This window comes from Arthrobacter sp. WCS2018Hpa-7, assembly GCF_031843805.1.
In the GTDB taxonomy this organism is placed as follows: Bacteria; Actinomycetota; Actinomycetes; order Actinomycetales; family Micrococcaceae; genus Arthrobacter.
Genome location: NZ_JAVTJB010000011.1, coordinates 1 through 24,885, shown reverse-complemented (window position 1 = coordinate 24,885; position 24,885 = coordinate 1). Strand labels below are relative to the sequence as shown.

Sequence of the window (24,885 nt, the reverse complement as noted above, 5' to 3'; positions counted from 1 at the left end):
CTCCTAGAACTTGATCTTTATAGTGCGGTTCATCCAAAAACCGCCGGCGACGAACATGAGGCAACTGACCACCATCATCGCGATGCCGACGGGATGATCAACGAACAGGCGGACGTAACCCGGGTTGATTACGGTAATGGCCATGCCAACAACCACGGGCAACGCCATCAGAATCACCGCCGACATCTTTCCTTCAGCGCTGAGCGAGCGTATGTGTCCCTTGATTTCGCTGCGCTCTCGGATGGTACCGGCCACTTGCTCCATCACCTCAGCCAAGTCTCCTCCGACTTCCCGGTTGATTTGGATGGCCTGACCGATCCAGCGAAAGTCTTCACTGTCCATTCGGATGGCACTGTCCTCAAGTGCCTGCCTCGCGTCTTTGCCGATCCTGACCTCATTGACGATGCGGGCCAACTCTTCCGAAGTGGGAGCTTGGGACTCCAATGCGGCGGCCTCGAGCGACCGCATGATGCTGTGTCCCACGCGGAGGCCGCCAATCAACATCTGGATGGTGTCCGTCAATTGCACTTCAAACTTGCCGCGGCGCTTTTCTGTCTTCACCAGAAGGAGTAACTTGGCTGTCAAGGGAGCGGCAACAGCCAACAGGACACCGATGAAGGGGTTAATCAGGAACCAGCCGAAGGCACCAATGAGCACAGTTGCGATGGCCACCACTACGGTGACGTCGGCGGGTGCCTGTTTGACGCCGGCGTTGTAGAGCACCTCTCGATTGAACGGGCCACCTGACTTGCCTATTGCGGTATCAACGAAGCGGACTGCAGACTCCGAGACACGCCCCACAGCTGAACTGTCCTGCGGCAGGTCGACCCGGCGACGCTCGACCGGGATACGGCCGTTCTGAGGTTTCAAGACAACGGCTACCAGGACAATCAGGGCGGCCACGCAGAGTGTGATGGCCAGGACGAAGAATGCTGGAGAATCCATCGCTACCGCCTCCCCACTGGTATTGGAGATACACCAAAGGTCGCTGGGGATACCTGTATGCCGAGCTCTGTGAACCTGTCGAGGAAACGGGGTCGAATACCTGTGGGGATAGCTTTGCCTAAGAAGCGTCCTTGGGCGTCCAACCCAGCCGAGTAGTCGAAGAGGAAAGCGTCCTGAAGTGTGACAACGTCTCCTTCCATCCCCTGCACTTCGGTTACGTGGGTTACCCGGCGGCTCCCATCGCGGAGGCGGGTGACTTGAACGATGAGATCCACGGCAGAGGAGACTTGTTCACGGATCGCTCGGAGTGGAAGGTCCATTCCGGCCATGAGTACCAGGGTTTCCAAGCGTGCAATTGCGTCTCTCGGAGAGTTGGCATGGACCGTGGACAGCGAGCCGTCGTGGCCAGTGTTCATGGCCTGCAGCATGTCTAAGGATTCGCCGCCACGAACCTCACCGACAATGATCCGATCGGGCCGCATACGAAGTGAGTTTCGAACGAGGTCGCGGATGGTGATGGCACCCTTGCCCTCGATGTTGGGTGGGCGGCTCTCCAGCCTGACCACATGCTGTTGTTGTAGCTGCAGCTCTACGGCGTCTTCAATAGTGACGATGCGGTCGGATTCCGGAATGAAAGACGACAGAACGTTCAAGAGCGTTGTTTTACCAGTACCCGTGCCGCCCGAAACGATGACGTTGAGCCTGGCACGAACGCACGCGCTCAACAGTTCAGCCATTTCCTGGCTCATGGATTCCCAGTCAATGAGGTTTCTGACCGTGAGTGGAACGTGGCTGAACTTCCTGATTGTGAGCGATGGGCCGTTAACCGCAAGGGGAGGGATGATCGCGTTGACACGGGAGCCGTCCTCGAGCCGTGCGTCCACCAGCGGAGAAGATTCGTCGATGCGCCGTCCCACCTTGGAAACGATCCGTTCGATGACCTTCCGAAGGTGGTCATCCGAGCTGAACTGCAGCTCCGTTATTGCCAGGTGACCGTGACGCTCCACGTAGATCTGATCGAACCGATTCACCATAACCTCGGTAACGGAGGGGTCCTCCAACAAGCGCTGCAGCGGACCATAGCCCATCACCTCGTCGGAAATCTCGCGGATGAGCCGGCGCCTCTCTTCGGGAGACAAAGGAACCTGCTCTTCGTCGATGACGGCTGACAACTCGTCCACGGCAAAAGACCGGAGATCCTCTTCTGAAGATGAGGTATCGCCCATCCGGTTTCCAATACGCTCAAACAGGGCTGAAGCAGCTCGTTGCTTGAGACCAGCCAAGGCATCCACTGCCGGAATTGTCGGTGCGCCCCCCAATATCGGGGTAGCTGCCGGTGGGGCCGTGACCCGAATGCCACCAGAAACCACGTCAGTGGTTTTTGGATCGTCTGTGCCAACTACAGCAAGCGGGTTGTTTTTCGAAAGCCTCTCTGAGAGCTTCATGACACCACCACCCTCCGGTGCAATTTGTTCTGCTGCGCCGTATCCAGTCGCGGATCGAACCGCTGGACGAGTTTCCGCAATCCTTTGATCGCCGCATCCCGCGCTGTTCCCTGAAGGATCGGAATCCCCCTGTTCGTTGAGTAAGGGAGTGTCCGGGACCGGGGAATCACTGTGTCTATAGGAACTCCGATGGTGGCCTCCACGTCCTGGACGGAGAGCCCGCTTTTCCTGTCCGCGAAGTTCAAAACGGTATGCCTTCCTTGCGGCAAAAGTTGGAGTTCCTTCAGCACGCTGAAGCACTTCCGGAGACCCCTGATGCTCGGTACATCCATGCCACACACCCAGACCCCGTCGGTGGCCAATTCAAGGGTGGCCAGGCAGTGTTCGCCCAAGCCCGGGGCAGTGTCCACCACGACGTACTTGAACTCGGTGGCAAGCTGGTTGAGAAGGCGGGTGACGTGGTCAGCGGTGATGTAGTCCGAATCCGACGGTCTTTGGGGTGCGCAAAGTGCGTAAATGCCAGCGGGATGGACCGTGAGAAATGCCTTAAGGACCATGGAATCCTGGGCCGCCGCGCCGTGGACCGCCTCCGTGATGGAGTGCTCGGGTTCCAGCAACAATCCGGAAGCAACGTCTCCGAATTGCAGATCCAGGTCGACGATCACCACGCTCATCGGTGCAAGCGCTCCTAGACCGATAGCAAGGTTGGTAGCGACTGTCGTTTTGCCCACGCCGCCTTTCGGTGACATGACAGCGATGACTCGTCCCCGCTCCTGTCCGGATTCGGCTGCAGGCTGCATCCCGCGTCGCCGGCTCGCGGCGGCCAAGCAAGCGCGCTCCAAGAGGACTCGAAGCTCGTTGACCTCAGCTTCAGGTCCCACCACATCCCTAACTCCTGCGTGCATCGCCTTTAAAATAATGTCGGCACTGGGCTCGGCCACCATCAAAAGGCTGATCTCCGGGTACTGCAGATCAATCACTGTGGCCAGCTTGAACGCATCGTCAGGATTGACGCCTGGGCCAAGAATCATGACTTCGGGCGGAGCTCCTGTCAGCTGCTTGAAGATTTCGTCGGTGCCGGCCTGGAGAACTGTCGGTGACAAGGTCTGAAGGTCACCATGCAGGGCCCCCGTAATGGCTTGTCGAATCCGGGCTTCAAAATCCCGGACCGCGGTGATGGCTACGAAGCGGCTCATTGGACCAGCCCTCCAAACGTGGTTGTTGGCGGATCGCTCTTGACCGTCTTGTCGGTCTGCTTGGACAGCCAGAGTGTGCCGAACTCGGCACCGAAGACCATCTTGGCTGCGTTTGCATCGCTCAAAGCCACCGTCACGTAGGCGGAGCCGTTTGGAAGTGCAACTCCCTTGTCCGTCCCGGCAGACTTCTCTGCATCAGGGGTGGCTTGCTGGACAGCTGTCACCAGGACATCGTGATACAAAAGCTCAGTGAAGTCCTTCCACCCGGTCATTCCTGCGGGCAAGTTGGCTCCGGCGGGCACAGCCTCGTCGAGTTTGAAGGAGGCGAAGACGGTCACGGTATCGCCGGCTTCGATGCGGCCTCCGAGGATGCGTTCAGGCGCTAGGACGAAAGTAGACTCCTGCAGTCCTTCGGGCACAGGCACCGTCCCTGGCGCCAACTCTGTGGGGCTTACGAGCTTGACGCCTAACAACTGTTCACCGGGCTGAAGGTCGGCTGAGGTAACTTTGCCCTTTTGATCGGTAAGTGCGTTGATGGTTCCTGGTGCAACGGCCGACTGTGGCAGGGTCTCAGTCTTGACCTTGGACTGAAGCTCTTCAGCCTTGGTGCCGGCCGGAATGCGTTCCTTCACAACAAGTACGGTTACGGGATCAAGCCCTTGCTGCGCCCGCTTGTCGGCTCCCTGTACATAGGTAACCAGCAAAACGGTGCCTATGACTGCCAACAGCAGTGCTGCAATGCCTCCCAGTAGGCGTGTTTTCACTTTCTACTCCTTTGAGCTTTCGTGAGTTCGAGAGCAGGGACTCTTTGAGTGACTACTCGGTGAGCAAGACAACGGAGGCCCCATAATTGGGGATTCCTTCGGTTGTCTGCATGCCCTCTTCGAGCGATACGAAGCGGGAGAAGAACCCTTGGAGTCCGCGGCAATTTCCGCTGCAGCTCGGAGCAAGGGGATCAACAACGGCCCCAGAGCCGCTGAACTTGTAGCCGGTGACCTGGAAGGCCGCGAAGCCGACCAGTGTGTACTTTGCATTGCTGCCATTTCCAGTTGCTGTTTCGAACAGCGGTATGAGCGCGGGCTCATCCATGATGGTGGCCAAGGCCGCATTGCAGCCGGTTGCATTCGGGAAATGGTTTCCTGTTTGACCGTTGACTGTCATATCAAGATCGATATCTGTGGAACATCCTGAGTTGGTCACCAGCCAACCAAAGCCGCCTGGCTGGTAGCCGTTTTGTGTGGCGCACCCTGGGACGGTCGGTGCATTTGTGTCGTACTGCAACAGAATGTGAGTTGGGACCGGATCCCCTGTGAAATTTCCAGTGGAGTTCAGAGAGGCCAGCTGTGCGGGGGAGAGATACTTCTTGAAGACGCATTCACTGACTGTCCAAGGCAACGTGGTCGCGGACGAGGGGGCGCCCCACGATGCTTCAGCCACAGCGCTGACTTGGGCCGTGTCGTTTCCCAGGACCTGAGCGAAGAAGAGCGTGAAGCTATTGGCCCCGGTCTGCGCGTCACGGGCATTGGTGAGTACCCGCACCGTGGTCGACGAGGGGAAAGTGACCGAAGCGCCACTTGAGGTGTCGTTTGAATTATTGTTGGCGAACATGTTGGCAGTCGCCGAACTGTCTCCGCAACTTCCGTTTGCACAATCCGATGCGACCGCCAGCGCGGCTGCATCGGCACCATTCTGTAGTTGAGCCTTCTCGGCATAGAGTGCCCCGACATCCACGGCCAGTGCAGCGAACCCGAGGAGGACAACCATCATGCCGGCAACAATTATGGTGCTCGCGCCACGTTCGTTCTCCTGACCGAAACCTGCTCGTGCAGGCATTCGATGCCACATATTGGTCAGCCGCCGCATCTCATCACCCCAATTCCTGACATGTTGAGGGGGAAGATGCCGGAGCCTCCGAAGAACCCCGCGTCCAGGAATCCTGTCATCGATGGCAAAGCGACCGTAGCGGTCACTTCCACATTGGAACCCGGTGAGCAGTTGGAAGCATTGTCGCTGACCGTGACACCCAGACCGTCGAGTGCCGGGGCGGCGGCCAGTGCTGCGCCGGCCACGTCCAAGTTGCCGTCCTGGTAATGAACGGCAGCGTAGCGGGCTCCTTCACGCGCGGCTTGGGTCAGCGAAACCTGAACATTGTAAGCGCGGCCGAACTCCATAATTCCAGTAAGAATTAAGAGTAAGAGTGGTAACAAAATGGCCATCTCGACGGCCACGGCTCCCCGTTCTCTTGTCGTAGATTTCAAGGCTTTCTCCCGGTCCCAGATCCAGACAGAATGTGTGGTTAAAGCGATTGGTTGGTCGTGGTGGCTAACGAGCCCCCACGACCAACCAAGATGCAGGCTAGGCCGCAGGAGCGTTGAAGGTGATGCCGTCGAAGAGGGTATCGACTCGACCGCCGAGCGCGAATACAGCTGCGAGTACCAGGACGGCGATGCCGGCGACCATGATGCCGTATTCAACCATCGTCGCTCCCTTCTCGTCCTTGGTGAAGCGGTCCTTGACGCCGGCAATGTACGAGGTAATGGTGAACATAAAAGCAGACATTGGAATTTCCTTCCCAGAAAAAATATTTGCGAATTGGGTTATAGGTCCAGCAAATTATAGGAATTTGCTTCGATTCCCGAACTACCCCCATGTTTCCTTTAGCGGTCCGGAATTCGATGAGATAAGAATTCACCCTGGGAAGCAGTTGCGACAATGCGTAGCCGTACTCGACTTGGGGGAGTGGCCGCTACTCGCCGGCCCGGGCCGAGGGCAGGGAGTACTCGGTTTCCGATGAAAAAGGGGTCGAAACTACCTGGTTTCGAAAGCCGCCTTATTAATTGGGAGACCCGCTGCGGGGGAGGTAAGGGCGTACTAAGCCGGGCTAGCTCATGAGCAGGGTCACGCCAAGCACGGCGATGACCATTGCCGGGCCATGGGCTGTTTCCGTGGGCTTTTCCGCACGTCGCAGGCGCAACATCAACACCGTGAGCACCCCGCCCACCACAAATCCCAGTAGTCCCCCGAAGAGTACTTGCTGCCAACCCAAGTACCCCAAGTACAGTCCCAGGGGTGCTGCGAGCTTCACATCGCCCATTCCGATGCTTCCCGGCGAAATAATTCCAAGAATGAGGTAGCCCGCGAACAAAATGGCACCGCCGGCGAGGGCGCGCAACAGCTCCGGCCATCCCGGAGCAAGCGCTGCGGATGCCGCCAGGAGCAGCAGGCCGCCTCCCAGGAGGATCACAATGAGGGCGTTGGGCAACAGGTGAAGGGCGAAGTCGATCCGCGAAAGCTGCACGCCAAGTAATGCCAACAAAAGAAATGCCGGCAATTCCCATGACCCGCCGAATCGCCATGCGAGCAAGCCAAACAGCAGCGAGGTGACAGCCGCCGTCGTGATCCGGACGTGCAGGGAAGGGAGCCCACCAAGGCGCGGCAGGCGCAGGGAGATGAGCCACTCGACTGCTGGGCTCAGGAGGAAGCCGACGAGGGCGATAATGAGTGGAAAAGCGGGCCCGTCGGTCATGTGCTCTCCCTCAATCAGTGCGCGGCCCCCAGGGGCGGTTACCCCATTTTGACCCGGACGCCCCGTTGAAGGTATTGTTTAGAGTCGTTGTGCGTGTCCTATCTCGATGACACATGCCTTATGGGGGATCCAGTTGCAGGATCGCTAACTCCGGAGGCATTTCGAGATCCTGGGATGACTGGTACATAGAGCCCTCACCTCTGCTCCGGTAGCGCATACATAGTAGGTACACGCCTTATTGCGTGTCGCCTAAAACATGAACGCCAGAACAAGAACGAGGCAAAACCGTGCGTACGTACACCCCGAAGCCCGGCGATATCAACCGCCAGTGGCACGTCATTGACGCCACCGACGTTGTCCTTGGTCGTCTTGCCAGCCAGACCGCAACACTGCTGCGCGGAAAGCACAAGCCGACCTTTGCGTCCCACATGGACATGGGCGACTTCGTCATCATCATCAACGCTGAAAAGGTTGCCCTCACCGGCGCCAAGCTGGAGCAGAAGCGCGCATACCGCCACTCCGGTTACCCGGGCGGCCTGACCTCCGTCAATTACGCCGAGCTGTTGGAATCCAACCCGGTTCGCGCTGTTGAGAAGGCCATCAAGGGCATGCTCCCCAAGAACTCCCTCGCCGCTCAGCAGCTGGGCAAGCTCAAGGTCTACGCAGGCCCCGAGCACCCCCACGCCGCTCAGCAGCCGAAGACTTTCGAAATCACCCAGGTCGCCCAGTAGTCCTGGCCACCAACTAAACTTTTTATTACAAGGAGAACCGTGGCTCAGAACGAAGAACTGACCGCCGAAGCCGTCGAGGCCGAGGAAACACTCACCAGCTACACCTCTGAAAGCACATCTGCTGAAGATGCGCCCAAGAAGGAGCGCCCGGCACTGACCGTTGCCGGCGCAGCTGTTGGCCGTCGCAAGGAAGCCGTTGCACGCGTTCGCGTTGTTCCGGGTTCCGGCAAGTGGACCATCAACGGCCGCACGCTGGACAACTACTTCCCGAACAAGCTGCACCAGCAGGATGTCAACGAGCCCTTCAAGATCCTTGATCTCGAAGGCGCTTACGACGTCATCGCCCGTATCCACGGCGGTGGCATCTCCGGCCAGGCCGGTGCACTGCGTCTCGGTGTTGCTCGCTCGCTGAACGAGATCGACGTCGACAACAACCGCGCCACCCTCAAGAAGGCCGGTTACCTGCGCCGTGACGCCCGCGTCATCGAGCGTAAGAAGGCTGGTCTCAAGAAGGCACGTAAGGCTCAGCAGTACTCCAAGCGTTAATTCGCTTCGCCCCTTCGCTGGGGTATCGAAAGCCCGTTCCGCCACTTCGGCGGGGCGGGCTTTCGCCGTTAAACACGCGCGTTGCGCGTCGCGCATGTGACGCTCCGCCACGCCCTTGAACTGATGGTGTCCCGGCGTCGTCTAAACTTGAGCCGATGTCTAGATTATTTGGAACAGATGGCGTGCGCGGTCTCGCAAACGGATTGCTCACCGCCGAGCTGGCTATGCAGCTCGCCCAGGCCGCCGCCGTCGTACTCGGCCATGACCGCACAACCAACGGCAAGCGGCCACGCGCCGTCGTCGCCAGGGACCCCAGAGCGAGTGGCGAGTTCCTCGCCGCCGCGGTGGAAGCCGGGCTTTCCAGCTCCGGAATCGACGTCTACGACGCCGGTGTGCTTCCCACCCCTGCGGCCGCTTACCTGGTGGCAGATCTCGACGCCGATTTCGGCGTCATGCTGTCGGCCTCCCACAACCCCGCGCCGGACAACGGCATCAAGTTCTTTGCCCGCGGCGGCCAGAAACTCCCGGACCACGTCGAAGACGCCATCGAGGCACAGCTCGGCAAAGAGCCGCAGCGCCCTGTGGGTGCCGACGTCGGACGCATCCAGCGCTTCTCCGACGCCGAAGACCGCTACATCGTGCACCTGCTTGGCACCCTGCCCAAGCGACTGGAAGGCCTGAAGGTCGTCCTGGACTGCGCCCACGGCGCAGCGAGCGGTTGTTCACCCCAGGTGTTCAAGGATGCGGGCGCTGACGTCGTAGTGATCGGCGCAGAGCCGGACGGACTGAACATCAACGAGGGCGTAGGCTCCACCCACCTGGGCCCGCTGAAGGAAGCGGTTCTCCAACACGGCGCAGACCTTGGCGTAGCCCACGACGGCGACGCCGACCGTTGCCTCGCCGTGGACCACGAAGGCAACGAAGTGGATGGCGACCAGATCATGGCCATCCTGGCACTGGCCCTCAACGAGGCCGGAAAACTCAAGGACAGCATCCTTGTGGCGACTGTCATGAGCAACCTCGGCCTCAAGATCGCCCTCAAGAATGCCGGAATCACCATCCGCGAAACCGGAGTCGGGGACCGTTACGTCCTTGAGGAAATGCGCGAGGGCGGCTACAACCTGGGCGGCGAACAGTCCGGCCACGTGATCTTCTCCGACTACGCCACCACCGGTGATGGTGTCCTGACCGGTCTGCAGCTGGCAGCCCAGGTTGCCCTGACAGGCCGCAGCCTCAAGGAACTCGCCACGGCGATGACCAAGCTCCCGCAGCTGATGATCAATGTCAAGGGTGTGGACAAGGCCCGCGCAGGTACCGACGAAGGCGTGGCGGCTGCTGTCGCTGCAGCCGAACGTGAACTGGGCGAGACCGGCCGTGTGCTGCTCCGCCCGTCGGGTACTGAGGCTCTGGTCCGTGTCATGGTGGAAGCCGCTGACATGGAAACAGCCGAGCGCATCTGCAACAGTCTTGCCGCTGTGGTCAAGGAACGTCTGGGCGCTTCCAGCGAAATGGCTGTCTAAGAAGCCCCAACCAACTTCGGCCCGCACCTCTGCCTGGCAGGGGAGCGGGCCGAAGCCATTTAAGGGCTAAAGGTAATCCGGGGCCGCTTCGAGGCCGAAATACTCTTCGAGGGTCGCGATGCCGTGCGCGGTCATGTCAGTTGCTGCCTCCACGCCGATGTAACGCAGGTGCCATGACTCGTAGAAGTATCCGGTGATGTCATGGAACATCCATGGATAGCGGACCACGAAACCGAACTTATGGGCGTTGGCCTTCGCCCACAACGCTGCAGGTTGTTCAGCAAAGCACGGCTGGAAGCTGCAGGCCCCTCCGCCGTCGGCAATGTCGAAGGACCAGCCTGTCTGGTGTTCGGAGTGTCCAGGGCGTGCTGAGGCACGGTCCGCCGCAGCCTGGCCAGTGCTGGCAACATAGCCGCCGTAGGTGGCTACCTGGGTTGAGTAGGAGCGGTAGCCCGAAGCCAACGTCATGACGACGCCCTCGGTTGCAGCGGCCGCGAACAGCTTTTCTGCGGCAGCCGCCGTCGTGCTGTTAAGCAAGGAGGCTTCGCCGCTGACGGCGAGGCGGATGTTTGGTTGAACCAGATCGGCCGGTACAAAGTCCTGGGGGTTGAGGGGGCGGTGCTTGTTGACGATCACCCAAGGGCTGGTGGGGTCCGTCAGCGAATGCTGCGGTGCAACCGCACTGGAGGGTGCGGCACTGGACGGCAAGGCGCTGGGCGACGGCGCAGCAGTCTCAGGCGCTGCCGTTGCCGGATCCGTGGTGGCGGCGCTGGAAGGGGCAGCAGAAGGCGTAACAGCCCCACTGGCGGCGTTGGCGGCTGCGGGGGAGGGAACGGCAGTATCCGGCGTGCACGCGGACATGGCTGCCATTCCGGCGCCAGCAGCAATCAGGCCCGCAAAAACGCGCCTGCTGGGCAGCGGTTGGGGATCGGCCACCCTAGACCTTCCTCAACAGCATGCGGCGGATGGAGTGGTCGGCGTCCTTGGTGAGAACCAGCTGGGCGCGGCCGCGGGTGGGCAGCACGTTTTCTTCAAGGTTGGGTTCGTTGATGCGCTTCCAAATGCCGCGCGCGGTGGATTCGGCGTCGTCATCGGACAGCGTGGCATAGCGGTGGAAGTAGGACTCCGGCTGTGCGAAGGCTGTAGTGCGCAGTTTCCGGAAACGGTCCACGTACCACTCCTCGATATAGGAGGTTTTGGCATCTACGTAGATGGAGAAGTCGAAGAAGTCGCTGACAGCCAGTCCTTGTTTGCCGTCCATGCGGGGCCTGGCGGGGGCGAGGACGTTGAGCCCTTCCACGATCAGGACGTCGGGACGCCGGACCACCACTTCCTTGCCCGGCACGATGTCGTACGTTACGTGGGAATACCACGGTGCGCGGACTTCTTCGGCGCCACCTTTGACTTCCGACACAAAGCGGAGGAGCCCCCGCCGGTCATAGGACTCAGGAAAACCCTTGCGTTCAAGGAGGTGCCGGCGCTTCAGTTCGGCCAAGGGATAGAGGAAGCCATCCGTCGTGATGAGTTCCACGTTGGGGGTTCCGGGCCACCGCCGGAGCATTTCCCGGAGCACGCGGGCGATGGTGGACTTGCCGACAGCCACCGAACCGGCAACGCCGATCACGAACGGAGTGCGCTGGGTCTGTTCGCCCAGGAACGTCGTTGTTGCCGCGTGAAGCTGGTGGGAAGCCTCTACATAGAGGTGCAGAAGCCGTGAAAGTGGGAGGTAAACCTCTCTGACTTCCTTCATGTCCAGGGGGTCGCCGAGGCCGCGGAGACGGAAGATGTCCTCTTCGTTGAGGGGCTGCTCCATCTGCGCTGCGAGCCTGGACCACGTTTGACGGTCCAGCTCTACAAACGGGGAAGCGCCGTCGCCATTAGCTTCGGTGCGTTGCAAAGTCACGCTCATGATTCTGCCCTCCGCACGGCGGATCAGGAAATGCGCGACGACGGGAGGGTGAATTGTGAGGGTCGGACATCATACTGGCAAGGGGAGGAGCTGGGATGTCCCACGTCAGTTGTTTGCGCTAGCCGTTAGGCTTGTACCCATGTGTGGAATCGTAGGCTATGTTGGCAATTCGTCTCGCAAGGCAGCTGGTCACAGCGCCCTTGACGTCGTCGTGGAAGGGCTGCGTCGTCTTGAATACCGCGGCTATGACTCCGCAGGCGTCGCAGTGGTGGCTGACGGGGCAATCTCGTCCCGTAAAAAGTCCGGCAAACTGAGCAACCTGATCAGCGAACTGGAAGCAAATCCAGTACCTGAATCCCTGACCGGCATCGGCCATACCCGTTGGGCCACCCACGGCGGACCGACCGACCGCAACGCGCACCCGCACCTCTCTGACGGCGGCCGCCTTGCACTTATTCACAACGGCATCATTGAAAACTTCGCTGAGCTCAAGCAGGAACTGCTGGCCAAGGGCGTTACCTTCGAGTCCGAAACCGACACCGAAGTTGCCGCCGCGCTGGTTGGCGACATCTTCCGCACCCAACTCAATGGCGACGGCGGAAACCTCACCGAAGCGATGCGCCTGGCCTGCCAGCGACTCGAAGGCGCTTTCACCCTTCTCGCAGTCCACGCAGACCAGCCCGACGTCGTCGTAGCTGCCCGCCGCAACTCCCCGCTGGTGGTTGGCCTGGGCGACGGCGAGAACTTCCTCGGATCCGACGTCTCCGGCTTCATCGACTACACCCGTCGTGCCGTGGAACTGGGCCAGGACCAGATCGTCACCATCACCGCGGACTCCGTGGAAATCACCGACTTCTTCGGCGCTCCCGCCGAAGGCAAGGAATACCACGTTGACTGGGACCCGGCATCTGCCGAAAAGGGTGGCTTCAGCTCCTTCATGGAGAAGGAAATCCACGACCAGCCTGACGCCGTTGCGCAGACCCTCCTGGGCCGCTCGGACCTCGATGGCAAGCTGACCCTGGACGAGGTCCGCATCGATCCCGAGCTCCTCAAGCAGGTTGACAAGATCATCGTGCTCGCCTGCGGAACTGCGGCCTACGCCGGCCTGGTTGCCAAGTACGCCATCGAGAACTGGTGCCGCATCCCCACGGAGGTGGAGCTCGCCCACGAGTTCCGCTACCGCGATCCGATCGTCGACTCCAACACGCTGGTGGTTTCCATCAGCCAGTCCGGTGAGACCATGGACACGCTGATGGCCGTCCGCTACGCCCGTGAACAGGGCGCCAAGACGATCTCCATCTGCAACACCAACGGTTCAACCATCCCGCGCGAATCCGACGCCGTGCTCTACACGCACGCCGGCCCGGAAATCGCGGTGGCCTCCACCAAGGCATTCCTGGCGCAGATCACTGCCGCCTACCTGCTGGGCCTGTACCTGGCACAGCTGCGCGGCAACATCTTCTCCGGCCAGATCAAGGACGTCCTCGCGGACCTCAACAAGATCCCGGCCAAGATCCAGAAAATCCTGGACAACGCTGGGCCCCTGCGCGAGCTCGCCCGCAGCATGAAGGACGAAAAGTCCGTGCTGTTCCTGGGCCGCCACGTTGGCTACCCGGTTGCCCTCGAAGGCGCCTTGAAGCTCAAGGAAATCGCGTACATCCACGCTGAAGGCTTCGCCGCTGGTGAGCTCAAGCACGGTCCGATCGCCCTGATCGACGACGGCCAGCCGGTCTTCGTTGTGGTGCCGTCCCCGCGCGGCCGTGACTCCCTGCACTCCAAGGTGGTCAGCAACATCCAGGAAGTCCGTGCACGTGGTGCCCGTACCTTGGTGATCGCTGAAGAAGGAGACGAGTCGGTCAAGGACTACGCAGAGCACGTGTTCTACGTACCTGAGACGCCTACGCTGCTGATGCCGCTGCTCACGACGGTTCCGCTGCAGATCTTTGCTGCTGAACTGGCCGGAGCCAAGGGCTATGACGTGGATCAGCCGCGTAACCTCGCCAAGAGCGTGACCGTAGAATAACGCCATGATTGTTGGCATTGGCGTAGACGTCGTAGACATCGAACGGTTCGGACGGCAACTGGAACGGACGCCCGGACTCCGGGACCGCTTGTTTGTTCCTGCCGAACGGGAGCTCAACACCCGTTCCTTGGCTGCTCGTTTTGCGGCCAAGGAAGCCGTGGCCAAGGTCTTGGGTGCTCCCGCGGGAATGAACTGGCAGGACTGCTGGATCGGTCTCGATGAGAACGGCCCTACAGTCCAGGTCAAGGGAACCGTGCTGGCAGTGGCCGAGGCCAAGGGCGTCAAACGCTGGCACCTGTCCATGAGCCACGACGGCGGCATCGCTACGGCGACTGTCCTCGCCGAGGGCTAGACGGACTCTCAACAGCAATGATCAGCGCCTTCACCGGACAACAGATCAGGGATGCGGAACAACCGCTCCTTGACGCCGGTGAGGGCGCTGTTCTTATGCACCGGGCAGCCTACGGGCTGGCCCAAGCCGTAGTGCATGAGGTCAAAACACGGCGCAAGCTGGCCGGCGCCAGCGTGACTATCTTGGCAGGCAAGGGCAACAATGGCGGCGACGGTCTCTTCGCTGCGGCCCTGCTGGCCCGCCGGGGAATGCGCACGACGGCGGTACTCGCCGCGGCAGAAGTCCACCCGGAGGCGCTGGCTGCTTTTTCAACGGCCGGCGGGAGGACCTTGTACCTCGAACCCGGGAACGCTGAAGAACTCGCGGTCCTGTGCGCCGGCGACGATGTCATCATCGATGCCCTGCTCGGTACGGGTGCGCGTGGGGGCCTGCGTGGCCCGTCAGCTGAACTGATTGCATCCCTCCAGGAACTGCGTCCACGGTTGGTCGTGGCTTGCGATCTCCCCAGCGGCCTGGACGCCAACACCGGTGAAGTCCACTGGCCGGTGCTCGAAGCAGACGTCACGGTCACTTTTGGCGGCGTCAAAGCGGGGCTCATGACCGATCCGGGCGAGGGCTGTGCCGGGCGGGTGCGCTTGGTGGAGATCGGCATCGAAGGATCGCTGGAGTCCCAGCAACCGGAGCTCCGCCGTCTCACCTTCCAGGATGCAGGATCCGTGCTGCCTCATCCTGGGCGCAGAGCACATAAATATTCCCGGGGTGTCCTGGGCGTTGTTGCCGGTTCGGTTCGATTTGCCGGTGCTGCTGTCCTGGGTGTTCATGCCGCAGCCCTCGCCGGAGCAGGGATGGTGCGGTACGCCGGCCCTCAAACGGTGGGACAGTTGGTGCTCGCCCAAACCCCGGAAGCACTCTGGGAACCCGATGAACCCGGCCGGGTCCAGGCATGGTTGCTGGGATCGGGCGTGGATGGGGAAGAACAGTTGGAGCGCGCCAAGGACGCTGCTGCGGCCGCCCTGGCCGCTGATGTACCGGTGGTGGTGGACGCCGGTGCGCTGAGCCTCCTGCCGGAACGCTGCCCGCCCCATTGGATCCTGACGCCACACGCTGGAGAACTGGCCACCCTGCTGGACTCCCTTCCCTCCACGGGTGAGGTTGCTGTGACCCGCGATGACGTAGAGTCCCGTCCGCTGCATTTCGTACGGAAGGCCGCCGAACAAACGGGCGCCACCGTGCTCCTGAAGGGAGCAACCACACTGGTGGCGTCGCCGTCGGGCGTTGTATTCAGCCAAGCCGAAGGCACAGCGTGGATGGCGACCGCGGGTAGCGGCGATGTCCTGGGCGGAGTGTTGGGGGCCTTGCTGGCGCAGAGTGCGGAAACGATCAAGGACGACGACGGCGCTTACGCAGGCTTGGGACTGGACGTCGCCGACCGCTGGGCTGCTTTGGCTGCTTTGGCGGCGAGCGTCCATGGACGGGCAGGGTCAGCGGCGTCCGCGGAATTGGCTGGCGGCCCCATTACAGCGTCGGCGATCATGGCTGCGGTTCCGGGGGTCGTTGGTTCGCTCAACGCGGAATGCGACCGTACAAGACCCTAAGGTTACTGTCCGTGTCATGGGTCATGAGTAGGCTTGCAGCAGTTGTTCGCATCATCAAGAGGAGAACGCATGGAAGTCTGGCCTGGATCGGCTTATCCGCTGGGAGCCACTTTTGACGGCACCGGCACCAACTTCGCGCTGTTCAGCGGGAATGCCGAAAAAGTTGAGTTGTGCCTCTTCGACGACGACGGCGGCGAAGTCCGCGTGGACGTCACCGAGGTTGATGGTTATGTATGGCACTGCTACCTTCCGCAGGTTCAACCCGGCCAAAAGTACGGGTACCGTGTGCACGGGCCCTACGACCCGGATTCCGGCCAACGCTTCAACCCCAACAAGTTGCTGCTGGACCCTTACGCCAAGGCCATCCACCGTCAGATCGACTGGGACCCGGCCTTGTTCTCCTACAATCTGGGGGACCCGGATTCCCGCAATGATGAGGACTCCGCACCGCACATGATGCTGGGCGTGGTCATCAACCCGTTCTTCGACTGGGACGGAGACAAGCTTCTGCGGATTCCGTACCACAAATCGGTCATCTACGAGGCCCACGTCAAGGGCCTGACGCAGATGCACCCGGAGGTGCCGGAAGAGCAACGTGGTACGTATGCAGGCGTGGCCCACCCCGCGGTCATCTCGCACCTGCAGAAACTGGGCATCACCGCCATTGAACTGATGCCTGTGCACCAGTTCGTCAACGACGGCATCCTGCAGGACAAAGGCCTGAATAACTACTGGGGCTACAACACCATTGGTTTCTTTGCGCCCCACAACAGCTACAGCTCCAAGGGCGATACCGGTCAGCAGGTCCAGGACTTCAAGGCCATGGTGCGTGCCCTGCACACTGCGGGCATCGAAGTCATCCTGGACGTGGTCTACAACCACACTGCGGAGGGCAATCACCTGGGACCCACGTTGTCCTTCAAGGGCATCGACAACTCCGCGTACTACCGCCTGGTGGAAGACGACCAGAAGTACTACATGGACTACACCGGCACCGGAAACTCGCTGAACGTCCGCAGCCCGCACTCCCTCCAGTTGCTTATGGACTCCCTGCGCTACTGGGTGACCGAGATGCACGTGGACGGTTTCCGCTTCGACCTCGCTTCCACGCTGGCCCGCGAGTTCTACGACGTCGACAAACTCTCAACGTTCTTTGAACTCATCCAGCAGGACCCGGTGGTTTCCCAGGTGAAGCTCATTGCCGAGCCGTGGGACGTCGGTCCCGGCGGTTACCAGGTGGGTAACTTCCCGCCGCAGTGGACTGAATGGAACGGCCAGTACCGCGATACCGTCCGCGACTTCTGGCGCGGGGAGCCCTCCACCTTGGGTGAATTCGCGTCCCGGTTGACCGGCTCTGCAGATCTTTATGAGCACTCGGGCCGCCGTCCGGTGGCATCGATCAACTTCGTTACTGCCCACGATGGCTTCACCCTGGCCGACCTCGTTTCCTACAACGAAAAACACAACGAGGCGAACGGCGAAGACAACAACGACGGCGAGTCCCACAACCGATCATGGAACTGTGGGGCGGAGGGGCCCACCGACGATCCCACGGTCCTTGGCCTGAGGGCACGCCAACAGCGCAACTTCATCGCCACCTTGTTCCTCTCCCAAGGCGTCCCCATGCTCCTGCACGGCGACGAACTCGGCAGGACCCAGCGCGGCAACAACAACGGTTACTGCCAGGACTCCGAACTGACGTGGATCAACTGGGAGAACGTGGACCAGCCGCTCATCGAGTTCACCGCTGCCGTGTGCGCCCTGCGGGCCAAGCACCCCAGCCTTCGGCGAAGCCGGTTCTTTGACGGACGCCCGGTGCTCCGAGGCGAGGGTGAACGCCTGCCGGACATCGTATGGTTGGACGCCGACGCGAGCACCATGAGTCCCTCGGACTGGGATGAGGCATTGGGCCGCTCGGTTGGAGTGTTCCTCAACGGCGATGGTATCCACGGCCGCGACAACCAAGGCCGGCGTATCACCGACGTCAACTTCCTGCTCTACTTCAACGCGGACCAGGACGAGGTAGGCTTCCGAATCCCCTCCGATGAGTACGCGCCGGCGTGGGACCTCATGATCGATACCGCTGGTGAAGGCGCCGAAGCAGGCGTCGTCAAGCCGGATCAGATCCTCATGGTCGGGGCAAAGTCCCTGGTGGTGCTTCGGGCGCACAGCACTCCCGAGGTAGAGCCCGATCACTCGGTGGCGGCCTCCCTGGCTGCTCTGACGCAGACGAGCACCCCGGAGACGGCATCCATCACGGCGCCGGCGGTGACATCGCTGCCGTTCGACTACAAGGGAGACGCCCCGGCAGACGAGGAGTCCGGAGCAGCGAAGAAGGCGGACTTATGAAAACGCCCGTCTCGACCTACCGACTCCAAATCCGGCCGGAACTGACACTCCAAGACGCGGCGGAGCTCACGGGCTATCTGCGCTCCCTCGGAATCGACTGGGTCTACGTGTCACCGATCCTCACCGCGGAAGAGGGCTCGGACCACGGATACGACGTCACGGACCCGTCCACCGTGGATCCCGCTCGGGGTGGTCCCGAGGGGCTCGCTGCGCTTTCGGAGGCGGCCCGTGAGCAGGGCCTGGGCATTCTTGCCGACATCGTGCCCAACCACATGGGCGTCGCTACTCCCGGGCAGAACGCCTGGTGGTGGCAACTCCTGAAGGAGGGACGCGGGTCCAAGTACGCCGAGGCCTTCGACGTCGATTGGGATTTCGGAAGCGGGAAAATCCGCATTCCGGTCCTGGGCAGCGACGAGGACCTGGAACAACTCAATGTGGTGGACGGTGAACTGCACTACTACGATCATCGTTTTCCCTTGGCCGAGGGCACCTTTGCCGATGGTGACAGTCCCCAGGAAGTCCATGCCCGGCAGCACTACCAGCTCATCGGCTGGCGCAGGGCCGACGCCGAGCTGAACTACCGCCGCTTCTTCGCAGTCAACACCTTGGCCGGAGTTCGGGTGGAGATCCCGTGGGTCTTCGACGAATCCCACCAGGAAATCGTGCGATGGTTCCGCGAGGGATTGGTGGACGGACTCAGGATCGACCACCCGGACGGGCTGGCAGATCCCGAAGGCTATCTGGCCAGGTTGCGGGAAGCGACGGGCGGCGCTTATCTGCTTGTCGAAAAAATCCTGGAGCCGGGGGAGCAATTGCCGGACACCTTCGACTGCGAAGGAACCACCGGTTACGACGCCCTCGCTGACGTGGACCGGCTCTTCGTGGACCCCGCAGCGGAGGAATACCTCGACTCACTCGATGCCAGGTTGCGGGACGCGGACGCCCCGGCGGACTACGAGGACATGATCCATGGAACCAAGCGCCGTATCGCGGACGGCATCCTGCGGTCGGAGATTCTGAGGCTCGCACGCCTGGTGCCTCCGTCCATGGATTTGCCGGCTGACAAGGTGGCTGATGCCATCGCAGAAGTCATTTGCTGCTTCCCGATCTACCGCACCTACCTCCCGTACGGCCGGGACGTCTTGGTGGAATCCATCCGCCGGGCTGCGGAAAACCGGGCAGACCTCAAGGCGGTATTGGAAGACCTCACGCCGCTGTTGCTCGACTCCTCCGGCGCCTTGGCCCGGCGTTTCCAACAGACCTCTGGAATGGTGATGGCCAAGGGCGTGGAGGACACTGCGTTCTTCCGCTACACCCGTCTGGGGACCCTCACCGAGGTGGGGGCCGATCCCACCGAATTCGCCGTGTCCAACGAGGTCTTCCACGAGCGCATGGCCCGCCGCCAGCAGGTCCTGCCGCTGTCCATGACCACGCTGAGCACCCATGACACCAAGCGAAGCGAGGATGCCCGGGCGCGTATATCGGTCATTTCCGAGGCCGTCCCGGAGTGGGAACTCTTCCTGGGGACAGTCCAGGAGTTGGCTCCGATTCCGGACGGCCCGTTGGCTGCCCTTGTGTGGCAGTCAATAGTTGGTGCGTGGCCGGCAGACCGAGGGCGTCTTCAGTCCTATGCCCTGAAGGCGGCGCGCGAGGCCGGTAACTCAACAAATTGGACCGACCCCAACCAGGACTTCGAGCGCCACTTGGCCGGCGCCGTCGACTCTGTCTTTGATGTGCCGGAGGTTGCAGCGGCATTGGCCAATCTTGTCGCTGAGCTCGAACCGTACGGGACATCGAACTCGTTGTCGGCGAAGCTGGTCCAGCTGACCATGCCCGGGGTTCCGGACGTCTACCAGGGCACAGAGTTCCGGGACGGCTCCCTGACCGATCCGGACAACAGGCGCCCTGTTGACTTCCAAGCCCGCACATCTGCCTTGGCAGAGCTGGACAACGGCGCTGTTCCACTGTTCACGGAAGAAGCAGCCAAGCTGCTGGTGGTGTCACGTGCACTGCGGTTGCGGCGCGATCGGCCTGAGCTTTTCGGCGGATACCTGCCGGTGGCAGCACAAGGTGCGGCCGCAGATCATGTGGTGGCCTTCGACCGCGGAGCTGATCGAGGTGGTGCCCTTACAGTTGCCACCCGACTGCCCAAGCGACTTGAGCGGGAAGGCGGCTGGCGTGACACAGCCATCGAATTGTCCGTCAACGCCCGGGACGAACTCACTGGAGCCACGTACGGTGCCGGCACTGTCCCGTTGGCTACGTTGTTGGAGCAGTACCCCGTGGCCCTGCTGGTGCCTACGGACTGACCCTCACCACCGCAGACCATCACTGCAACGCACGCTTGAACACGCCTAAGGGAGCATGATGCTGGAGCACGCTGCTGGAAAAAACCGCTACGACGTCTGGGCGCCGAACGCTGATTCGGTCCGGCTTGTTGCCGATGGACGAGAGTACGCCATGGAACACCACGACGCCGCCGCCCCGGGGTGGTGGCGGGCGCCGGCTGACGTGGCCGGCCAGGAAGGTGACGGGGTCCCCTACGGGTACATCGTTGATGGAGAGGGCCCGTTCCCTGATCCACGCTCGCGGAGGCAACCGGACGGCGTCCACGCATTATCCGCCACGTTCGATCCTTCTGCCCACGAGTGGAAAGACACAGCCTGGAAGGGCAGGCAACTCAAGGGAGCCCTCATCTATGAGCTTCACCTTGGTACCTTCACCCCGGAAGGAACGCTGGATGCTGCCACCGCCAAGCTGGACTACCTGGTGGACCTCGGAGTGGAATTCATCGAGTTGCTTCCGGTCAACGGTTTCAACGGTGTCCACAACTGGGGCTACGACGGCGTCTTGTGGTACGCCGTCCATGAGCCCTACGGCGGCCCGGCGGCGTACCAGCGATTTGTCGACGCCGCTCATGCTGCTGGATTGGGCGTTATCCAGGACGTCGTCTACAACCACCTTGGACCCAGCGGAAACTACCTGCCCAAGTTCGGCCCCTACCTGAAATCAGGGGAGGGAAATACCTGGGGTGACTCCGTCAACCTCGATGGACCAGGCTCGGACGATGTTCGGCGCTATATCTTGGAGAACGCGGCGATGTGGCTCCGGGACTACCACGTGGACGGACTCCGCCTCGACGCCGTCCATGCCTTGCGTGACGAACGGGCCGTGCACATCCTGGAGGACTTCGGGGCATTGGGCGATCAGATCGAGGCCGAGACGGGAATCCCCCGGACGTTGATCGCGGAGTCGGACTTGAACAACCCGCGCCTCATCTATCCCCGCCAGGACAACGGATACGGACTTGAAGGCCAGTGGAGCGACGACTTCCACCATGCCGTCCACGTCAACCTCAGCGGCGAGACTACCGGCTACTACGCGGACTTCGATTCGCTGGCAGTCCTCGCGAAGGTCCTGGAGCACGGCTTCCTTCACGATGGCAGCTACTCCAGCTTCCGGGGGCGGCACCACGGCCGGCCGATCCGACGGGATCTGGCGCACCCCTCAGCCTTGGTTGTATGCCTCCAGAACCACGACCAAATCGGCAACCGCGCCATCGGTGACCGACTCACCGCGTCGCTGTCCTATGGGAAGCTGGCCATCGGTGCTGTGCTGACCATGACATCTCCGTTCACTCCCATGCTCTTCATGGGCGAGGAATTCGGCGCGTCCACGCCGTGGCAGTTCTTTACCTCCCATCCGGAGCCCGAGCTCGGGAAGGCTACAGCCGAGGGCCGCATCAAGGAATTCGAACGCATGGGGTGGGATCCTGCGGTGGTGCCGGACCCGCAGGATCCAGAAACATTCCTCCGATCCAAGCTCAAGTGGGAAGAAGCCGGCGAGGGAAACCATGCACGCCTGCTCCAGCTCTACAAGGATTTAGCACAGCTGCGCCGAAACACCCCCGAGTTGGTGGACGGCGGCTTCGGCAGCACAGTGGTGGAATACGACGACGACGAACACTGGCTGCAGTTCTCCCGCGGCACCGTCCGGGTGGTATGCAACTTCGGGGACGAGGCACTCGGGACACCCCTGAGCGGCTCCATCTTGCTGGCCACCGACCATGAAGCAGTCCTCGATGAAGGGACACTGACGCTTCCGGGCGGGAGCGCCGTCGTCGTACGCGTCAACTAAGCCGTCGCCAATCCGGGGTGACGGCGCCCACATGGCGGACAGCGCCGTCACCCCGGATTGTGCAGTGGCAGGATGGTACGTATGACTTATTCGGCTGCGGAAAACCGCTACGAAACCATGCCCTACCGCCGCGTCGGACGCAGTGGACTCAAGCTCCCCGCCATCTCCCTGGGCCTATGGCACAACTTCGGCGACGACAAACGGTTTGACGAACAGCGTGCCATCCTGCGTCGTGCGTTCGACCTCGGCGTTACCCACTTCGACCTCGCCAACAACTACGGACCGCCGGACGGCTCAGCCGAGACCAACTTCGGGCGCCACCTGAAGGACGACTTCAAGCCCTACCGTGACGAATTGGTCATCTCCACCAAAGCCGGTTACTACATGTGGCCCGGCCCGTACGGCGAATGGGGATCCCGCAAGAACCTGATCTCCAGCCTGGACCAGTCGCTGGAACGCATGGGCCTTGACTATGTCGACATCTTCTACAGCCACCGTCCCGACCCCGAGACGCCGCTGGAAGAAACCATGGGCGCGTTGGACTACGCTGTCCGCTCCGGCAAAGCGCTCTACGCCGGCATCTCCTCTTACACCCCGGAGCAGACCCTCGAAGCTGCCCGGATCCTCAAGGAGCTCGGGACTCCGCTGCTCATCCACCAGCCCAGCTACTCCATGCTGAACCGGTGGACAGAGAACGGCTCGCCCAACCTCTACGAGGCCCTGGATCAGGTGGGCGCCGGTTCCATCGCGTTCTCGCCGCTCGCCCAGGGCATGCTCACCAACCGCTACCTCAAGGGCGTCCCGGCCGATTCGCGGGCTGCCAAGGAGCGGTTCCTGTCCGAATCACAACTGACCGAGGAGAAGCTGGACCGGGTCCGGGGATTGAACGCCATCGCCGAAGGCCGTGGCCAGACGCTCGCCCAGATGGCCATCGCCTGGATCCTGCGCGATCAGCCGAAGGGATCGCCTGTAACCTCCGCGCTTGTTGGCGCTTCCAGCGTGGCCCAGCTTGAGGACACGCTCAGCGCCATCAACAACCTGAAGTTCACCTCGGACGAACTGACGGCGATCGACGAATTCGCGGTCGAGTCGGACATCAACCGGTGGGCCCAGAAGTAGCCCACCAAGTTTCGCCATAAAACAGCAGGGGCCGGCCGGGAACAAAGCCGGCCCCTGCTGTGTTGGTTACAATGCAAGAGTGCGCCGAATGGCGCCGTGCCAATCAGTCGTGCCCTGGACCCAGTCAGGGCTGCGCCTGGCACATGAGGTTTAGTTCTCAAAAGGAGTTCCGTGTCTTCACATCCGATTCGTGTTGCCATTGTCGGCGTAGGTAACTGCGCCGCATCGCTGGTCCAAGGTGTTCAGTACTATCGCGACGCTGACCCCAAGGCCACGATCCCGGGTCTGATGCACGTCGAGTTCGGCCAGTACCACGTCAACGACGTCCAGTTCGTTGCTGCTTTCGATGTCGACAGCAAGAAGGTTGGACTGGACCTGGCCGACGCCATCGGCGCCAGCGAAAACAACACCATCAAGATCGCCGACGTCCCCGCCACCGGTGTCACCGTCCAGCGCGGCCACACCCTGGATGGCTTGGGCAAGTACTACCGCGAGACCATTGTTGAGGCCCCGGACGAGGCCGTGGACATCGTCGCAGCGCTGCGCGAGACCAAGGCCGACGTCATGGTTTGCTACCTGCCCGTCGGTTCGGACCAGGCAGCAAAGTTCTACGCCCAGTGCGCCATCGACGCCGGTGTTGCATTCGTCAACGCGCTGCCCGTCTTCATCGCCGGAACCAAGGAGTGGGCTGACAAGTTCACCGAGGCCGGTGTCCCGATTGTTGGCGATGACATCAAGAGCCAGATCGGTGCCACCATCACGCACCGCGTCATGGCCAAGCTCTTCGAAGACCGCGGCGTCACGCTGGACCGCACGTACCAGCTCAACGTGGGCGGAAACATGGACTTCAAGAACATGCTGGAGCGCGACCGCCTCGAGTCCAAGAAGATCTCCAAGACCCAGGCTGTGACCTCCAACGTTGAGGCCGAGTTGCACGCCGACGACGTCCACATCGGGCCGTCCGACTACGTTGCCTGGCTCGATGACCGCAAGTGGGCCTTCGTCCGGCTTGAGGGCCGTAACTTTGGTGACGCGCCGGTGTCCCTCGAATACAAGCTTGAGGTGTGGGACTCCCCGAACTCCGCCGGCGTGATCATCGACGCCATCCGCGCCGCGAAGATCGGACTGGACCGCGGCATCGGCGGCCCCCTGCTCTCCGCTTCCAGCTACTTCATGAAGTCGCCGCCTGAGCAGTTCAACGACGACCTCGCGCGCGACAAGGTTGAAGCCTTCATCCGCGGCGACATCGAGCGCTAAACACTCTCTTCGCGCCAAACGCCCCCGTATCCGATGCGGGGGCGTTTGTCGTTTCCCGAACCTTCTCTCACATCCCTCGGGTTTGGGGCGGACGCTCGCTCATGTCCCTCGGGTTTGGGGCGGACGCTCGCTCGCTTTCCTCAAGAGAGTGAGAGAGCGTGGGTCTGGAGGGTGTGGGATGTGAGAGAGCGTGGGTCTGGAGGGTGTGGGATGTGAGAGAGCGTGGGTCTGGAGG

21 protein-coding genes are annotated in these 24,885 nt (G+C 61.6%); 11 read left to right on the top strand and 10 right to left on the bottom strand.

Features of this window, described 5'->3' with window-relative positions; translation table 11 throughout:
• Positions 1 to 3: 3 nt before the first annotated feature.
• The 8 genes from RQH14_RS13200 to RQH14_RS13165 all read right to left on the bottom strand — a co-directional run bounded on the left by RQH14_RS13200 (position 4) and on the right by RQH14_RS13165 (position 7,112).
• Entirely contained in the window at positions 4 to 945 is a 942-nt protein-coding gene (locus tag RQH14_RS13200; protein WP_311213668.1) for a type II secretion system F family protein, read from the bottom strand.
• A gap of 2 nt (positions 946 to 947) precedes the next feature.
• Positions 948 to 2,390, bottom strand: coding sequence for a CpaF family protein (locus RQH14_RS13195; protein WP_311213667.1), 1,443 nt, complete (start codon positions 2,388 to 2,390; stop codon positions 948 to 950).
• Complete coding sequence (locus tag RQH14_RS13190) at positions 2,387 to 3,586, bottom strand: AAA family ATPase (protein WP_311213666.1); 1,200 nt, start codon at positions 3,584 to 3,586, stop codon at positions 2,387 to 2,389. Before RQH14_RS13190 ends, RQH14_RS13195 begins: the two co-directional genes overlap by 4 nt.
• Positions 3,583 to 4,350 (bottom strand): RcpC/CpaB family pilus assembly protein, encoded by a 768-nt coding sequence (locus RQH14_RS13185; RefSeq protein WP_311213665.1) that lies wholly within the window; start codon positions 4,348 to 4,350, stop codon positions 3,583 to 3,585. The genes RQH14_RS13190 and RQH14_RS13185 overlap by 4 nt, the downstream gene beginning before the upstream one ends.
• A 52-nt stretch (positions 4,351 to 4,402) precedes the next feature.
• A complete protein-coding gene (locus RQH14_RS13180) occupies positions 4,403 to 5,449 on the bottom strand; it encodes a Tad domain-containing protein (RefSeq protein WP_311213664.1) in 1,047 nt (348 codons plus the stop codon).
• Positions 5,437 to 5,814 carry a pilus assembly protein gene (locus tag RQH14_RS13175; protein WP_311213663.1) on the bottom strand — a complete coding sequence of 126 codons (378 nt, stop codon included), beginning with the start codon at positions 5,812 to 5,814 and terminating at the stop codon, positions 5,437 to 5,439. Before RQH14_RS13175 ends, RQH14_RS13180 begins: the two co-directional genes overlap by 13 nt.
• A 127-nt stretch (positions 5,815 to 5,941) precedes the next feature.
• Positions 5,942 to 6,145: a Flp family type IVb pilin gene (locus RQH14_RS13170; RefSeq protein ID WP_311213662.1), complete on the bottom strand. Its 204-nt coding sequence runs from the start codon at positions 6,143 to 6,145 to the stop codon at positions 5,942 to 5,944.
• A gap of 322 nt (positions 6,146 to 6,467) precedes the next feature.
• Positions 6,468 to 7,112, bottom strand: coding sequence for a prepilin peptidase (locus tag RQH14_RS13165; RefSeq protein ID WP_311213661.1), 645 nt, complete (start codon positions 7,110 to 7,112; stop codon positions 6,468 to 6,470).
• Positions 7,113 to 7,399: 287 nt separating this feature from the next.
• Here RQH14_RS13165 and rplM point away from each other — a divergent pair, with 287 nt between their 5' ends.
• The 3 genes from rplM (at position 7,400) to glmM (ending at position 9,909) form a co-directional block, all read left to right on the top strand.
• Positions 7,400 to 7,843 (top strand): 50S ribosomal protein L13, encoded by a 444-nt coding sequence (gene rplM / locus RQH14_RS13160; protein WP_011775554.1) that lies wholly within the window; start codon positions 7,400 to 7,402, stop codon positions 7,841 to 7,843.
• A gap of 39 nt (positions 7,844 to 7,882) precedes the next feature.
• A complete protein-coding gene (gene rpsI / locus RQH14_RS13155) occupies positions 7,883 to 8,389 on the top strand; it encodes a 30S ribosomal protein S9 (protein WP_035760464.1) in 507 nt (168 codons plus the stop codon).
• 155 nt (positions 8,390 to 8,544) lie between these two features.
• A complete protein-coding gene (glmM, locus tag RQH14_RS13150; protein ID WP_311213660.1) occupies positions 8,545 to 9,909 on the top strand; it encodes a phosphoglucosamine mutase in 1,365 nt (454 codons plus the stop codon).
• 66 nt (positions 9,910 to 9,975) lie between these two features.
• Here the strand turns inward: glmM and RQH14_RS13145 are convergent, their stop codons facing one another.
• Positions 9,976 to 10,779, bottom strand: coding sequence for a M15 family metallopeptidase (locus RQH14_RS13145; RefSeq protein ID WP_311213751.1), 804 nt, complete (start codon positions 10,777 to 10,779; stop codon positions 9,976 to 9,978).
• A 67-nt stretch (positions 10,780 to 10,846) separates the two neighbouring features.
• The gene (coaA, locus tag RQH14_RS13140; protein WP_011775550.1) at positions 10,847 to 11,818 is read right to left on the bottom strand and encodes a type I pantothenate kinase; all 972 of its coding nucleotides are present in this window, start codon (positions 11,816 to 11,818) and stop codon (positions 10,847 to 10,849) included.
• Positions 11,819 to 11,957: 139 nt separating this feature from the next.
• Here coaA and glmS point away from each other — a divergent pair, with 139 nt between their 5' ends.
• The 8 genes from glmS (at position 11,958) to RQH14_RS13100 (ending at position 24,650) form a co-directional block, all read left to right on the top strand.
• Positions 11,958 to 13,841 (top strand): glutamine--fructose-6-phosphate transaminase (isomerizing), encoded by a 1,884-nt coding sequence (glmS, locus tag RQH14_RS13135; protein ID WP_311213659.1) that lies wholly within the window; start codon positions 11,958 to 11,960, stop codon positions 13,839 to 13,841.
• Positions 13,842 to 13,845: 4 nt separating this feature from the next.
• The gene (locus RQH14_RS13130; protein WP_011775548.1) at positions 13,846 to 14,193 is read left to right on the top strand and encodes a holo-ACP synthase; all 348 of its coding nucleotides are present in this window, start codon (positions 13,846 to 13,848) and stop codon (positions 14,191 to 14,193) included.
• A gap of 17 nt (positions 14,194 to 14,210) precedes the next feature.
• Entirely contained in the window at positions 14,211 to 15,788 is a 1,578-nt protein-coding gene (locus RQH14_RS13125; protein ID WP_311213658.1) for an NAD(P)H-hydrate epimerase, read from the top strand.
• Positions 15,789 to 15,857: 69 nt separating this feature from the next.
• On the top strand, positions 15,858 to 18,137 hold the full coding sequence (gene glgX, locus RQH14_RS13120) for a glycogen debranching protein GlgX (RefSeq protein ID WP_311213657.1): 2,280 nt from the start codon (positions 15,858 to 15,860) through the stop codon (positions 18,135 to 18,137).
• Positions 18,134 to 20,446: a malto-oligosyltrehalose synthase gene (gene treY / locus RQH14_RS13115; RefSeq protein WP_311213656.1), complete on the top strand. Its 2,313-nt coding sequence runs from the start codon at positions 18,134 to 18,136 to the stop codon at positions 20,444 to 20,446. Before glgX ends, treY begins: the two co-directional genes overlap by 4 nt.
• Positions 20,447 to 20,504: 58 nt before the next feature.
• On the top strand, positions 20,505 to 22,274 hold the full coding sequence (gene treZ / locus RQH14_RS13110; protein WP_311213750.1) for a malto-oligosyltrehalose trehalohydrolase: 1,770 nt from the start codon (positions 20,505 to 20,507) through the stop codon (positions 22,272 to 22,274).
• Positions 22,275 to 22,355: 81 nt separating this feature from the next.
• Entirely contained in the window at positions 22,356 to 23,393 is a 1,038-nt protein-coding gene (mgrA, locus tag RQH14_RS13105; RefSeq protein ID WP_311213655.1) for an L-glyceraldehyde 3-phosphate reductase, read from the top strand.
• A 171-nt stretch (positions 23,394 to 23,564) separates the two neighbouring features.
• Entirely contained in the window at positions 23,565 to 24,650 is a 1,086-nt protein-coding gene (locus tag RQH14_RS13100) for an inositol-3-phosphate synthase (protein WP_311213654.1), read from the top strand.
• The last annotated feature ends 235 nt before the right edge of the window (positions 24,651 to 24,885 follow it).

Excerpts from the sequence above, each read along its gene's own strand:
- glmS (WP_311213659.1), top strand. The coding sequence starts at position 11,958 with ATGTGTGGAATCGTAGGCTATGTTGGCAATTCGTCTCGCAAGGCAGCT.
- glgX (WP_311213657.1), top strand. The coding sequence starts at position 15,858 with ATGGAAGTCTGGCCTGGATCGGCTTATCCGCTGGGAGCCACTTTTGAC.
- RQH14_RS13170 (WP_311213662.1), bottom strand. The coding sequence starts at position 6,145 with ATGTCTGCTTTTATGTTCACCATTACCTCGTACATTGCCGGCGTCAAG.
- RQH14_RS13125 (WP_311213658.1), top strand. The coding sequence starts at position 14,211 with ATGATCAGCGCCTTCACCGGACAACAGATCAGGGATGCGGAACAACCG.
- RQH14_RS13130 (WP_011775548.1), top strand. The coding sequence starts at position 13,846 with ATGATTGTTGGCATTGGCGTAGACGTCGTAGACATCGAACGGTTCGGA.
- RQH14_RS13165 (WP_311213661.1), bottom strand. The coding sequence starts at position 7,112 with ATGACCGACGGGCCCGCTTTTCCACTCATTATCGCCCTCGTCGGCTTC.
- mgrA (WP_311213655.1), top strand. The coding sequence starts at position 22,356 with ATGACTTATTCGGCTGCGGAAAACCGCTACGAAACCATGCCCTACCGC.
- glmM (WP_311213660.1), top strand. The coding sequence starts at position 8,545 with ATGTCTAGATTATTTGGAACAGATGGCGTGCGCGGTCTCGCAAACGGA.
- RQH14_RS13195 (WP_311213667.1), bottom strand. The coding sequence starts at position 2,390 with ATGAAGCTCTCAGAGAGGCTTTCGAAAAACAACCCGCTTGCTGTAGTT.
- treY (WP_311213656.1), top strand. The coding sequence starts at position 18,134 with ATGAAAACGCCCGTCTCGACCTACCGACTCCAAATCCGGCCGGAACTG.
- RQH14_RS13190 (WP_311213666.1), bottom strand. The coding sequence starts at position 3,586 with ATGAGCCGCTTCGTAGCCATCACCGCGGTCCGGGATTTTGAAGCCCGG.
- coaA (WP_011775550.1), bottom strand. The coding sequence starts at position 11,818 with ATGAGCGTGACTTTGCAACGCACCGAAGCTAATGGCGACGGCGCTTCC.
- RQH14_RS13180 (WP_311213664.1), bottom strand. The coding sequence starts at position 5,449 with ATGCGGCGGCTGACCAATATGTGGCATCGAATGCCTGCACGAGCAGGT.
- RQH14_RS13145 (WP_311213751.1), bottom strand. The coding sequence starts at position 10,779 with ATGGCAGCCATGTCCGCGTGCACGCCGGATACTGCCGTTCCCTCCCCC.
- RQH14_RS13200 (WP_311213668.1), bottom strand. The coding sequence starts at position 945 with ATGGATTCTCCAGCATTCTTCGTCCTGGCCATCACACTCTGCGTGGCC.
- treZ (WP_311213750.1), top strand. The coding sequence starts at position 20,505 with ATGCTGGAGCACGCTGCTGGAAAAAACCGCTACGACGTCTGGGCGCCG.